The sequence below is a fragment of the Tepidamorphus gemmatus genome (genome assembly GCF_004346195.1).
Classification (GTDB): domain Bacteria; phylum Pseudomonadota; class Alphaproteobacteria; order Rhizobiales; family Tepidamorphaceae; genus Tepidamorphus; species Tepidamorphus gemmatus.
Genome location: NZ_SMAK01000008.1, coordinates 166,265 through 178,360 on the forward strand (window position 1 = coordinate 166,265; position 12,096 = coordinate 178,360).

General features: G+C 67.9%; 12 protein-coding genes and 1 pseudogene. 10 read left to right on the top strand and 3 right to left on the bottom strand.

What is annotated here, in order from left to right:
- The first annotated feature begins 8 nt into the window (after positions 1-8).
- From EDC22_RS13695 to recR, 3 genes are read left to right on the top strand one after another with little or no spacing between them, the layout of a single operon-like run.
- Positions 9-1,823, top strand: a complete 1,815-nt coding sequence (locus tag EDC22_RS13695) for a DNA polymerase III subunit gamma/tau (RefSeq protein WP_132807254.1) — start codon at positions 9-11, stop codon at positions 1,821-1,823.
- Positions 1,820-2,146, top strand: a complete 327-nt coding sequence (locus tag EDC22_RS13700) for a YbaB/EbfC family nucleoid-associated protein (RefSeq protein ID WP_132807233.1) — start codon at positions 1,820-1,822, stop codon at positions 2,144-2,146. Before EDC22_RS13695 ends, EDC22_RS13700 begins: the two co-directional genes overlap by 4 nt.
- Positions 2,147-2,166: 20 nt before the next feature.
- The gene (gene recR / locus EDC22_RS13705) at positions 2,167-2,772 is read left to right on the top strand and encodes a recombination mediator RecR (RefSeq protein WP_132807234.1); all 606 of its coding nucleotides are present in this window, start codon (positions 2,167-2,169) and stop codon (positions 2,770-2,772) included.
- Between the two features lie 193 nt (positions 2,773-2,965).
- On the opposite strand, the gene EDC22_RS13710 is transcribed toward recR, so the two are convergent.
- Positions 2,966-3,442 carry an Lrp/AsnC family transcriptional regulator gene (locus EDC22_RS13710; RefSeq protein ID WP_132807235.1) on the bottom strand — a complete coding sequence of 159 codons (477 nt, stop codon included), beginning with the start codon at positions 3,440-3,442 and terminating at the stop codon, positions 2,966-2,968.
- Between the two features lie 139 nt (positions 3,443-3,581).
- Here EDC22_RS13710 and EDC22_RS13715 point away from each other — a divergent pair, with 139 nt between their 5' ends.
- From EDC22_RS13715 to EDC22_RS13745, 7 genes are all read left to right on the top strand, one after another.
- On the top strand, positions 3,582-4,601 hold the full coding sequence (locus EDC22_RS13715; RefSeq protein ID WP_132807236.1) for a 1-aminocyclopropane-1-carboxylate deaminase: 1,020 nt from the start codon (positions 3,582-3,584) through the stop codon (positions 4,599-4,601).
- A 439-nt stretch (positions 4,602-5,040) separates the two neighbouring features.
- Positions 5,041-5,268, top strand: a complete 228-nt coding sequence (locus EDC22_RS13720) for a hypothetical protein (RefSeq protein ID WP_132807237.1) — start codon at positions 5,041-5,043, stop codon at positions 5,266-5,268.
- Positions 5,269-5,436: 168 nt separating this feature from the next.
- Positions 5,437-6,468: a BMP family protein gene (locus EDC22_RS13725; protein WP_132807238.1), complete on the top strand. Its 1,032-nt coding sequence runs from the start codon at positions 5,437-5,439 to the stop codon at positions 6,466-6,468.
- 14 nt (positions 6,469-6,482) lie between these two features.
- Entirely contained in the window at positions 6,483-8,027 is a 1,545-nt protein-coding gene (locus EDC22_RS13730; RefSeq protein ID WP_132807239.1) for an ABC transporter ATP-binding protein, read from the top strand.
- A complete protein-coding gene (locus EDC22_RS13735; RefSeq protein WP_132807240.1) occupies positions 8,017-9,066 on the top strand; it encodes an ABC transporter permease in 1,050 nt (349 codons plus the stop codon). The genes EDC22_RS13730 and EDC22_RS13735 overlap by 11 nt, the downstream gene beginning before the upstream one ends.
- Positions 9,067-9,076: 10 nt before the next feature.
- On the top strand, positions 9,077-10,024 hold the full coding sequence (locus EDC22_RS13740) for an ABC transporter permease (protein ID WP_132807241.1): 948 nt from the start codon (positions 9,077-9,079) through the stop codon (positions 10,022-10,024).
- Positions 10,021-11,310 carry an amidohydrolase family protein gene (locus tag EDC22_RS13745; protein ID WP_207903785.1) on the top strand — a complete coding sequence of 430 codons (1,290 nt, stop codon included), beginning with the start codon at positions 10,021-10,023 and terminating at the stop codon, positions 11,308-11,310. Before EDC22_RS13740 ends, EDC22_RS13745 begins: the two co-directional genes overlap by 4 nt.
- Here the strand turns inward: EDC22_RS13745 and EDC22_RS18255 are convergent.
- On the bottom strand, positions 11,292-11,621 hold the full coding sequence (locus EDC22_RS18255; RefSeq protein WP_342635147.1) for a hypothetical protein: 330 nt from the start codon (positions 11,619-11,621) through the stop codon (positions 11,292-11,294). The two genes, EDC22_RS13745 and EDC22_RS18255, sit on opposite strands and share 19 nt — an antisense overlap.
- A gap of 21 nt (positions 11,622-11,642) precedes the next feature.
- Positions 11,643-11,834 (bottom strand): annotated as a pseudogene (locus EDC22_RS18260) (thiamine pyrophosphate-dependent enzyme); the annotation flags it as partial.
- Between the last annotated feature and the right edge of the window lie 262 nt (positions 11,835-12,096).

Sequence of the window (12,096 nt, forward strand, 5' to 3'; positions counted from 1 at the left end):
CCGGCGACATGGATCACGGCCCTTCCGACGTTTCCGGCCGAACGACGGTCGGATATCGCGTGCTGGCGCGCAAGTACCGCCCCACCAGCTTCGCCGATCTGATCGGTCAGGAGCCGATGGTGCGCACCCTGCGCAACGCCTTCGCGTCCGGCCGGATCGCGCAGGCCTACATGCTGACCGGGGTGCGCGGGGTCGGCAAGACGACGACGGCGCGCATCATCGCCCGCGCGCTCAACTACGAGCCGCTCGAGGCCGGTGAGGGGGCTGCGTCGGGTCCGACGCTCGATCTGTCGGCGGAGGGCCGCCATTGCCGGGCGATCCTCGAATCGCGCCATGTCGACGTCATCGAGATGGATGCCGCCTCGCACACCGGTATCGACGACATCCGGGAGATCATCGAGGCGGTGCGCTACCGGCCGGCCGAGGCACGCTACAAGATCTACATCATCGACGAGGTGCACATGCTCTCGAAGGCCGCCTTCAACGGCCTTCTCAAGACGCTCGAGGAGCCGCCCGAGCATGTGAAGTTCATCTTTGCCACCACCGAGATCCGCAAGGTGCCGATCACCGTCCTGTCCCGGTGCCAGCGCTTCGACCTGCGCCGGATCGACGCCGATGTGCTGGTCCGCCACCTCGCCGGGATCGCGGCGGCCGAATCGATCGCCGCCGAGGAGGAGGCCCTCAGGATGATCGCCCGGGCGAGCGAGGGCTCGGTGCGCGATGCGCTGTCGCTGCTCGACCAGGCGATCGCCCATGGCGGCGGCGCGGTGCGGGCGGGTGAGGTGCGGGCCATGCTCGGCGTGGCCGATCGAGCCCGGGTCGTCGACCTGTTCGAGAAGGTCATGGCCGGCGATGTCGCCGCAGCGATCGGCGAACTCGACGACCAGTATGCCGAGGGGGCGGCGCCGGAGATGGTGCTGACCGACCTTGCCGGCTTCGTCCACCTGGTGACACGCCTGCGTCTGGTGCCGGAGACGGCGCAGGACGTCTCGCTGTCCGAGGTGGAGCGAGTGCGCGGCGCCGAGTTTGCCGCCAAGGTGGCGATCTCCGAACTGAGCCGTGCCTGGCAGATCCTGCTGAAGGGCATCGCGGAGGTCGAGGGATCGCCGAAGCCGCTCGCCGCTGCCGAAATGGTGCTCGTCCGTCTCGCCTATGCCGCGAGCCTGCCAAGTCCCGAGGACATCATCCGCAGGCTCGAGGACGCAGAGCCGATCGCCGCTGCGAGCGGTCCGATCGCGCCTGTCGGCACGGGTTCGGGTTCGGGTTCGGGCTCCGGCCTTGGTGCGCGCAGCGCCATCGCGCCGGGCACGGGGCCGGTTCGGCTGGCCGCGGCCGGGGTCGCCTCCGGTCAGCCGCGCCGGGAAACCGTCGCACAGGACCCTGTTGCCGACTTGCCGCAGCCTGCCAGTCTGAGCGACGTCGTCGCGCTCGCTGCAGCGAAGCGCGACATCAAGCTGCAGACTGCGCTCGAACGCTTCGTGCGGATCGTTCGGTTTGAACCGGGCCGCATCGAGCTGTCGCTGGCTGACGGTGCGGCGTCCGACCTCGTTCACGACCTGTCGCAGAAGCTGTCCGAATGGACCGGCCGGCGCTGGGTCGTGGCCGTGTCGCGCGCGGTCGGCGAGCCGACCCTGCGCGAGCAGGCGGCCGCCCGGCGTTCGGCACTGATCGACGACATGCGGCGCCATCCTGCCGTCAGCGCGATCCTCGAGACGTTCCCGGGCGCCGAGATCGTCGATGTGCGCGTGGAGGCGGATCCGGCCGTGACGGATGTTGCCGTACCGACCGATGCCCCCACTGACGAGGAGGACGAGAGTCAATGAAGGATTTCCTGGGAATGATGAAGCAGGCCCAGCAGCTGCAGGCCCGCATGGCCGAGCTGCAGGCCGAACTCGACCGCACCGAGGTTTCCGGAGCATCCGGCGGCGGCCTGGTGACGGTGACGCTGTCGGCGAAGGGCGACATGCGGGCCCTGCGCATCGACTCGAGCCTGGTGAGACCCGAGGAGGTGGAGATCCTTGAGGACCTGATCGTCGCCGCGCATGCCGATGCCCGTCGCAAGGCGGAGGCCGCCGTGGCGGAGAAGATGAAGCAACTGACAGGCGGACTGGGCTTGCCGCCCGGCCTGTCGCTGCCCGGCATGTGAGGGCGGTCGCGGGGAGCCCCATGAGCCAGTCCGCAACCGGGCCGGAACTCGACCGGCTCATCCAGTTGCTGGCACGATTGCCCGGCCTCGGGCCGCGTTCGGCGCGCCGCGCCGTTCTGCATCTCATCCGCAAGCGCGAGCAGCTGCTGCTGCCACTGGCCGAGGCCCTTCAGATTGCAGCCGAGCGGATTACGCTGTGCTCGATCTGCGGCAATGTCGACACGCGCGATCCCTGTGCGATCTGCACCGATCCCAGGCGCGACCCGGCGATTCTCTGCGTGGTCGAGACGGTCGGCGATCTCTGGGCGCTCGAGCGGGCACAGGCGACACGTGGCCGGTACCATGTCCTTGGCGGTACCCTGTCGCCGCTCGACGGCATCGGCCCGGATGATCTCAGCATCGCGGCGCTTGTCGCCCGGGCGCAGAACCCGGAGGTCAGGGAGGTTATCCTGGCGGTGAACGCGACCGTCGAAGGCCAGACCACCGCACATTACGTCACCGACCTGCTGCACGGCACCGACGTACGCGTCACCCGTCTGGCGCATGGCGTTCCCGTCGGCGGCGAACTCGACTATCTGGACGACGGCACGCTCGCCGCCGCCATCCGCTCGCGCACGCCGTTCTGAACCGTGCCGTGGCGACGGCGACCAGTCGGCGTCGATCCCGGTAGATGCCTCGATGATCGGATCCGGTGGATGCGTCGGTGCGTGCGCGCCGTTCGGGGGAATCGGAGCAGGAGGCAGTCTCGCCCATGCCATGTGAATCGTCTGCCCCGCCGACGGACCGCGGTCGGTTTGGCAGCCTGCGGCCGCGGGCAGGTCAGAACGGCAGGCGGGCGTTCTCCTTGACTTCCTTCATGACGAAGAACGTGCGGGTCTGCCGCACGCCGGGTAGCGCGATCAGCTTCTGGCCGTGCAGCTTGTTGAAATCGGCCATGTCTCGGACACGGATCTTCAGCAGATAGTCGAAATCGCCCGCCACCAGGTTGCAGTCGAGCACCTCCTTAAGCTCGAGCACGGCGCCCTCGAATGCCGCGAAACTCTCCGGCGTGGAGCGGTCGAGCACGACACCGACCATCACCAGGGTGCCGAGACCGACCGCCGTCGGCGCGATCTCGGCCCTGACGCCGGTGATGTAGCCCTCCTCGAACAGGCGCTGGGTGCGCCGGTGGCAGGTCGCCGGACTGACATTGACCCGAAGCGCCAGTTCGGCATTGGAGAGGCGGCCTTCGGCCTGAAGCGCCCTGAGGATGCGCAGATCGGTCCGGTCCAGCGCATGCTTGGAAGGATCTGCCATCTGGATGACCCCTGATGAAAGAAAGCTGGCTTTCAGAACCGGATATTGACGTCTGAGCTCGCTTCGGCTGTCAACTTCGGAAGCACCTCTCGCGCAATCTTGCCTAATCTGCGGCCGCAACCCACCACGGAGCCCGCCCATGTCGCTTCTGGCCAAGTTCGAGCGCTATCCCCTGACCTTCGGTCCGACCCCGATCGAGCATCTGCCGCGGCTCAGCGCGGCGATCGGCGGCGGCGTGGAGATCTACGCCAAGCGTGACGACTGCAATTCGGGTCTGGCCATGGGTGGCAACAAGCTGCGCAAGCTCGAATACATCGTCCCCGACGCGATCGCTTCGGGAGCCGATACGCTCGTCTCGATCGGCGGCGTGCAATCCAACCACACCCGCATGGTCGCGGCGACGGCTGCCAAGATCGGGATGAAGTGCGTCGTGATCCAGGAGAAGTGGGTGCCGCACTACGACGCGGTCTACGACCGTGTCGGCAACATCCTGTTGACCCGTCTGATGGGGGCCGACAGCCGGCTGGTCGACGCAGGATTCGACATCGGCATCCGCAAGAGCTGGGAAGACGCCATCCAGTCGGTGAAGGATGCGGGCGGCAAGCCCTATCCGATTCCGGCCGGGGCCTCGGTGCACAAGTATGGCGGACTCGGCTATGTGGGATTCGCCGAGGAGGTGGCGGATCAGGAAGCGCAGCTTGGCTTCCGCTTCGATTACATCATCGTCTGCGTCGTAACCGGCTCGACCCAGGCCGGCATGATCGTCGGCTTTGCGGCGCAGGGCAGGGCGGACCGTGTGATCGGCATCGATGCCTCCGGAACGCCCGCCCAGACCCGGGCGCAGGTGCGTTCGATCGTCGATGCGACCGCGGAGCTGGTCGGGCTCGGGCGCAGGGTGCACGACGACGAGATCATCATCAACCCGGACTACGCCTATCCGGCCTACGGTGTGCCCTCGGAGGAGACCAACGCGGCAATTCGGCTCGCTGCCCGCACCGAGGCGATGATCACCGACCCCGTCTACGAGGGCAAATCCATGCAGGGGCTGATCGACCTGACACGCAAGGGCTTTTTTCCGAAAGGCTCGCGCATCCTCTATGCCCATCTCGGCGGCGCGCCGGCACTCAACGGCTACAGCTACTATTACCGGGAGGGCTGACAACCCGGCCCGAGCGGCAGAAATGCCCGGGCATGCGCGGCAGTCGGCGGCGAGGTGGCGGCCCTGCGCAGTGATCTTCCGGTCGGCCTCACCGGCCGGATCGGACACGAGCGCGCGGGCGGCGGCAGTGGCCGCGGCGATCGAAGCGGTGAGCCGGTCATCTGCAAGCTCGTCCTGCTCCACGGCGATGCGGTTGACTGTTCCCTTAACCTTCTTTCCGGGCGACAAGGGGAAAGGAGGATCATTCCATGGGACACTCGTCGACAGAGAAGAAGCGTTGTTCGTGGTGCCCAGCGCCGGGGCAGCCGCGCGGCCGTGATCATGCAAGACCCGGAATTCTCGCTGAACCCGGTGATGACTGTGGGCGATCAGATCACCGAAGCGTTGCACGCCCATTTTCCGCTCACCGGCCAAGGCGGCACGGGAGAAGGCGCTGGAGATGCTCGGGGCTGTGGCGATCCGCGAGCTGGAGCGGGTCTATGACCTCCACCCTCACGTGGTCTGTGGCGGCATCGGCCAGCGCATGGTCGTGATGCAGACGGGCGATATCGTCGAGCGGCTCGATGTGGAGGCGATGCGCCGGCCGGAGGCGCGCCACCCCTACACGCGGCACCTGCTCGAGGCCTCGACCGGGCTGGCGCTCGAGAAGCGCCGCGCCCCGGTTTAGGCAGACGCACATCGGTCCCGTGCAGGCGCTGCGGGCATCGCCGGCCCGGCCTGCGCGCCCTGAGGGCAGAACTCCGGCCGCCCGAGAAATCATCTTGCATTTTTCTCGGATTCCTTGACCATTTGATCAAAGACGAGAGCGAACTCGGTCCAGCAAGGGGGACAAGACATGACACGGAAATTCCTGCAAACGACTCACCTTACGCGCCGTGGGCTGCTCGGCTCCGGTGTGGCGGCCACGTTACTGGGGGCGGCCGGGCTGTCGCTGCGGGCGCGGGCGGCCGAGCCGCTCAAGGTCGCGGCGATCTACACCGTGCCTGTCGAGCAGCAGTGGGTTAGCCGTATCCATGTCGCCGCCGCGGCGGCGATGGCGCGCGGCGACATCACCTACTCCTTCTCGGAGAACACCGCCAACACTGACTACCCACGCGTAATGCGCGAGTATGCCGAGTCAGGCATCGACCTGATGATCGGCGAGGTGTTCGCCGTCGAGCAGGAAGCGCGCGAGGTGGCCGCCGACTACCCCAATGTAGCCTTCCTGATGGGCTCGAGCTTCATGCACGATCCGGCGCTGCCAAACTTCGCCGTGTTCGACAACTACATCCAGGACGCCTCCTACCTGACTGGAATCATTGCCGGCGCGATGAGCAAGTCTGGCAATATCGGCATGGTCGGCGGCTTCCCGATCCCGGAGGTGAACCGGTTGATGCACGCGTTCATGGCCGGCGCCCGCGAGATGAACCCCGACATCCGCTTCCAGGTCAGCTTCATCGGCTCGTGGTTCGATCCGCCCAAGGCCAAGGAGACCGCTTTCGCCATGATCGACAACGGTGCGGACATGCTCTACGCCGAGCGCTTCGGGGTCTCGGACGCGGCCAAGGAGCGCGGCGTCCTGGCGATCGGCAACGTCATCGACACCCATGACGACTATCCCGAAACGGTCGTCACCTCGGCGCTCTGGCACTTCGAGCCGACGCTGGATGCCGCCATCGCCAAGGTGCGCGCTGGCAGCTTCACCGCCGACAATTACGGCATCTACAGCTTCATGAAACATGGCGGCTGCTCGATCGTGCCCCTGCGCAACTTCGAGGATGACGTGCCGGAGGCGGCCAAGAAGCTGGTCGCCGAGCGTGAGGCGGCCATCAAGGCGGGCACCTTCGTCGTCGAGATCAATGATTCGGAACCGAAATCGACCGCCTGAGCGGAGCGCACCGGATGACCCGGAAAGCCGGCGCGCGGCCGGTGGTGCTGCGCGTCGAGAGCGTCACCAAGAAATTCGCCGACCTGCTTGCCAATGACGCGATCACGTTCGACCTGCACGCGGGCGAGGTGATCGCGCTTCTGGGCGAGAACGGCGCGGGCAAGACGACGCTCATGAACATCCTTTTCGGCCACTACACGGCCGACGAAGGCCACGTGGAGGTGTTCGGTCGGCCGCTCCCTTCCGGCCAGCCCCGCGCCGCGCTCGAGGCGGGCGTCGGCATGGTGCACCAGCACTTCACCCTCGCCGAAAACCTCACGGTGCTGGAAAACATCGTGCTCGGCACCGAACCGCTCTGGCGCCTGCGATCCGACAGGGCTGCGGCGCGGGCGCGCATCGAGCGGCTTTCGCGCGACTTCGGGCTGGCGGTTGATCCCGACGCGCGGGTCGGAGCACTGTCGGTGGGCGAGCGCCAGCGGGTGGAGATCCTCAAGGCGCTCTACCGGGATGCGCGCATCCTGATCCTTGACGAGCCAACGGCGGTGCTGACCCCGCAGGAGGCCGAGGCGCTCTTTGCCACGCTGCGGGCGATGGTCGCGCGGGGGCTCTCCGTGATCTTCATCTCGCACAAGATGCACGAGGTGATGGCGGTCTCGCACCGCGTGCTGGTGCTGCGCCATGGCCGGCTCGTGGGCGAACGCCCCACCGCGCAGACCGACGCGCAGGAGTTGGCGCGGCTCATGGTCGGCGCCGACATCGCCCTGCCGGAGCCGCGCCCGCATGCGCCGGGCGATGTGCTCCTTCGCCTGGCCGCGGTGCGGACCGAGCCGCGCGGCCGCGCCGTGGGGCTGCAAGGGGTGGACCTCGAGCTTCGGGCGGGCCAGATCACCGGCCTTGCCGGCGTCTCGGGCAACGGGCAGGCGGCGCTGGCTGCGCTCATCGGCGGGCTCGAGGAGCCGGCGGCGGGGCAGATCGAGATCGCCGGCGCACCGTCGCGCCAATGGTCTCCACACGCGGCGATCCGGGCCGGCATCGGTCGCATCCCCGAGGACCGGCACGCCGAGGGCACCATTGCCGATTTCACGCTGACCGAAAACGCCATTCTCGAGCGCTTCAGCGAGCCGCCTTTCGCCCGCGCGGGGTTGATCGACTGGGCCGCGGCTCGGCGCTTCGCGCTCGAGGTGATCGCCGCGTATGACGTCCGCTGTCCCGGCCCGGAGGTGCCGATCCGCCTGCTTTCGGGCGGCAACATGCAGAAGCTGATCCTTGGCCGGGTTCTGGAATTCTCGCCGCGGATCATTCTCGCGAACCAGCCAGTGCGCGGGCTCGACATCGGCGCGGTGGCCTACGTGCAGCGCCGGCTGATCGCGGCGCGCGACGCGGGCGCGGCGATCCTGCTCATCTCCGAAGACCTCGACGAGATACAGGCCATGTCGGACGTGATCCACGTGATCTCCGAGGGACGCCTGTCGCCCGCCTTCGCCCGCGGCGAGAAGACCGCGCACGAGCTTGGCCAATGGATGGCGGGCCACGGCTTCGAGGGCTCCCATGCGGCTTGAACCGATCGCCGCGCCCTCGCTCGCCCGCCGTGTGGGGCTGCCGCTGGCCGCGCTGGCTGCAACGGTGGTGATCGGCATGGCGGTGGTGCTGGTCGCCGGCGCCGAACCCTTCGCCGTTCTGGGGCTGATCGTGAAGGGCGCGGTCGGCTCGAAATTCGCACTGCTCGAGACGCTGAACCGCGCCACGCCGCTGATCTTCACCGGGCTTGCCGTCGCCGTGGCCTTCCGCGCGAAGCTCTGGAACATCGGCGCCGAGGCCCAGCTCTACCTCGGCGCCGTTGTCACCGTGCTTCTCGGGACCGGTACGTTGGCCTGGCCCGCGCCGCTGCTCCTGCCTGCGCTCGGGCTGGCCGCGGCGCTTGCCGGGGCGCTGACGCTGCTCGGCCCGGCCTGGGCCAAGGCGCGCCTCGGCGTGGACGAGGTCGTGACGACGCTGCTGCTCAACTTCATCGTCCTGCTCTTCGTCTCGATGCTGCTCGAAGGCCCAATGAAGGACCCGATGGGCATGGGCTGGCCTAAGTCCGAACGGCTGATTGCCGAGGCGCGGCTGCCGCGTATTGTCGAGGGTTTGCGGCTGCACTGGGGCTTCGGGCTGGCGCTGATCGCCGCGGTTATCGTCTGGCTGATCCAGACCCGCACGACCTTCGGTTACGCCATGCGTGCCGTCGGACAGAACGCCCGCACGGCCCGCTTCGTCGGCATCCCGGTGGGCGCGGTGACACTCGGCACGGCGCTGCTCTCGGGCAGCCTCGCGGGGCTTGCGGGCTTCTCCGAGGTGGCCGGGCTGAAGGGCAACCTCACGCTCGATCTGAGCCCAGGCTTTGGCTATACCGGCATCGTCGTGGCAATGCTCGCGCTCCTGCACCCGCTCGGCGTGGTGGTGGCGGCGCTCTTTGTCGCCGGCATCTTCGTGGGGGCGGACTCGATGTCGCGCGCGGCCGGGGTGCCAAGCTACATCGCCGACATCCTGCTCGCCACGGCACTCCTTCTGATGGTGCTGGCGCTGCCGATGACGCGATTCAGGGTGCGCTGGAGGTAGGGCGCGCAAGATGCTGGACATCCTCGACATTCTCCTTTCCGCAACCTTCTGGACCGCCGCCGTGCGGATCATGAGTCCGCTGCTGTTTGCCACCATGGGCGAGCTGATCTGCGAGCGGGCGGGCGTGCTGAACCTTGGAATCGAGGGGATCATGGTGGTCGGCGCCTTCGCCGGCTGGATGGCGGTCTATTCCGGGCTCGGCCTCTGGCCCGGCGTGGCCGTGGCGATGCTCGCCGGCATGGGCTTCGGCCTGCTGCACGCGACACTGACCGTGCCCTTCGGGCTCTCGCAGCACGTGGTCGGGCTCGGGATCACGCTTCTGGCCACGGCGGCCACCTATTTCACCTACCGGATCGCACTGCCGCAGGTCTCGAGCCCGCCGAGGATCGAGCCCTTTACGGAGTGGCCGGTGCCGCTTCTCTCCGAGATCCCGGTGGCCGGCCCGGCCTTTTTCGCGCAGACGCCGCTGACCTATCTCGCCTTCGCGACCGTGGCGCTCACGGCCTGGGTGCTCTACCGCACCCCGCTCGGGTTGGCGCTCAGGGCAGCCGGCGAGAACCCGGCGGCGGTCGAGGCGCAGGGGCTTTCGGTCACGGTGCTGCGGATGGGGGCGGTGATCATCGGCTCGGGGCTGATGGCCGTGGGCGGGGCCTTCCTGACCATGTCGGCCTTCAACTCCTTCTTCTTCGAGATGGTCAACGGGCGCGGCTGGATCTGCATCGCGCTGGTTGTCTTCGGGGCGTGGCGGCCGGGCAAGGCGGCGCTGGGCGCGCTGCTCTTCGCGGCCTTCGATGCGCTGCAGATCCGCTTGCAGCAGACGGGGCTGGGGCAGGTGGTGCCCTACCAGGTGTTCCTGATGTTGCCCTACGCGCTGTCGATCCTCGCGCTCGTCGCCATGTCGCGACGGGCGGAGGTGCCGGCGGCTCTGATGGTTCCATTCAATAAGGGTGCGCGGTGATGTTCGACATCGTCGTGAAGGGCGGCATCCTGCCCGACGGGCGGCAGGCGGATATCGGCATCCGGGGCGGGAAGATCGCCGCCGTCGAGCAGCTGCCCGAGGGCGTGGAGGCCGGCGAGGTCATTGACGCCACCGGCGATCTCGTAAGCCCACCCTTCGTGGACCCCCATTTCCACATGGATGCAACGCTGTCCTACGGCATCCCGCGTGTCAACGCCTCGGGCACGCTGCTCGAGGGCATCGCGCTCTGGGGCGAACTCAAGCGGGTGATGACTTTCGAGGAGGTGCGCGACCGGGCGCTGGCCTACTGCGACTGGGCGGCCTCGATGGGGCTGCTGGCGATCCGGTCCCACGTGGACACCTGCGACGACCGGCTTCTGGGCGTGCGGGCGCTGCTCGATGTGCGCGAGAAGGTGAGGGACTACATCGACCTGCAGCTCGTCGCCTTTCCGCAGGACGGCGTCTTCCGCGACGCCACGGCCTGGAAGAACACCGTGCGCGCGCTCGATCTCGGGGTCGATGTCGTGGGCGGGATCCCGCATTTCGAGCGCACGATGGAGGAGGGCGCCCGCTCGGTGCGCGCGCTCTGCGAGCTGGCCGCCGAGCGCGGGCTGATGGTCGACATGCATTGCGACGAGACCGACGACCCGATGAGCCGCCACATCGAGACGCTGGCCTTCGAGACCCAGCGGCTCGGACTGCAGGGCCGCGTGGCGGGCTCGCACCTGACCTCGATGCATTCGATGGACAACTACTTCGTCTCGAAGCTTCTGCCGCTGATCGCCGAGGCGCAGGTGGCGGCGATCCCGAACCCGCTCATCAACATCGTCCTGCAGGGCCGGCACGACACCTATCCCAAGCGCCGCGGGCTGACGCGCGTCAAGGAGATGCTCGCCTACGGCATCCGTGTCGGCTGGGGGCAGGACTGCGTGCGCGACCCGTGGTATTCGCTGGGTACGGCCGACATGCTTGACGTGGCCTTCATCGGGCTGCACGTGGCGCAGATGACTCACCCGGAGGAGATGCGCCGCTGCTTCGACATGGTGACCGGCGAGAACGCCGCGATCATGGGGCTGGAGGGCTATGGGCTGGAACCCGGCTGCACTGCCTCGCTGGTGGTGCTCGATGCCGGCGACCCCGTGGAGGCGATCCGCCTGCGGCCGGACCGGCTGGCGGTGATCGCGAAGGGCAAGGTGATCTCGCGGCAAGCGCGCAACGATGCGCGGCTCACGATCCCCGGCCGGCCCGCCTCCGTGCGGCGGCGGCATCACGCGCCGGGCACCTGAGACACCCGGCGCGGCTTGCCTCGGGCGCCCTTCTGCGGACCCGTGTCCTTGTGGGACATGCCGGCCACGCGCACGGGCTTCTTCATCGCGTCGCAGCGGAAGGGCTCGCCGAGCTCCTGGTTGATGAGCGCCTCGATGAGCGTCGTGGTGTTCCTCTGCATCTGGTCGCTGATGGCGCGGTCGAGCGCGGCCGTCAGCTCGTCCATCGTGCGCACCACCACGCCCTTCAGCCCGCAGGCCTGCGCCATGCCGGCATAGGTGCAGTCGTCGTCGAGCTCGGTGCTGACGAGGTTGTCGTCACACCAGAGCATCAAGTTCCGCTTCTGCGCGCCTCACTGGCAGTCGCAGAAGACGATCTGCGTAATCTCGGGCCACTCGGGGCGGCTGATGGCCGTGAGCTCGTTGACCGAGATGACCAAGGCGCCGTCGCGGGCGAAGCCGATCACCGGTACATCTGGGCAGGCGAGCTTGGCGCCAACGTTGGCCGGTAACCCGTAGCCGCAGGGGCCATAGAGACCGGGGGAGAGGTATTTGTGCCCCCGTCAAAGCTCGGCTTGAGCGTAAGCGGTGTTCTGAGGGCACCTTCCTGGATGGCTTGTGATCTGTGAGGTTTCCGATTCTGTTTTGGGGATCGGAGATCGGTTTGTGTCTGGACTTGACCTTACGCTTGAGCCTGAGCGGTAGGTTCATTGTTTTGAGGTGATCAACGGGGCGGTCGGGCGGCGGCGTTGGACGCGCGAGGACAAGGCTCGTATCGTGGCGGAGACGTTGGCGCCGGGCGCGGTT

Coding starts and splice junctions, on each gene's coding strand:
- EDC22_RS13695 (WP_132807254.1), top strand. CDS start 9: ATGGATCACGGCCCTTCCGACGTTTCCGGCCGAACGACGGTCGGATAT.
- EDC22_RS13700 (WP_132807233.1), top strand. CDS start 1,820: ATGAAGGATTTCCTGGGAATGATGAAGCAGGCCCAGCAGCTGCAGGCC.
- recR (WP_132807234.1), top strand. CDS start 2,167: ATGAGCCAGTCCGCAACCGGGCCGGAACTCGACCGGCTCATCCAGTTG.
- EDC22_RS13710 (WP_132807235.1), bottom strand. CDS start 3,442: ATGGCAGATCCTTCCAAGCATGCGCTGGACCGGACCGATCTGCGCATC.
- EDC22_RS13715 (WP_132807236.1), top strand. CDS start 3,582: ATGTCGCTTCTGGCCAAGTTCGAGCGCTATCCCCTGACCTTCGGTCCG.
- EDC22_RS13720 (WP_132807237.1), top strand. CDS start 5,041: ATGCTCGGGGCTGTGGCGATCCGCGAGCTGGAGCGGGTCTATGACCTC.
- EDC22_RS13725 (WP_132807238.1), top strand. CDS start 5,437: ATGACACGGAAATTCCTGCAAACGACTCACCTTACGCGCCGTGGGCTG.
- EDC22_RS13730 (WP_132807239.1), top strand. CDS start 6,483: ATGACCCGGAAAGCCGGCGCGCGGCCGGTGGTGCTGCGCGTCGAGAGC.
- EDC22_RS13735 (WP_132807240.1), top strand. CDS start 8,017: ATGCGGCTTGAACCGATCGCCGCGCCCTCGCTCGCCCGCCGTGTGGGG.
- EDC22_RS13740 (WP_132807241.1), top strand. CDS start 9,077: ATGCTGGACATCCTCGACATTCTCCTTTCCGCAACCTTCTGGACCGCC.
- EDC22_RS18255 (WP_342635147.1), bottom strand. CDS start 11,621: ATGCTCTGGTGTGACGACAACCTCGTCAGCACCGAGCTCGACGACGAC.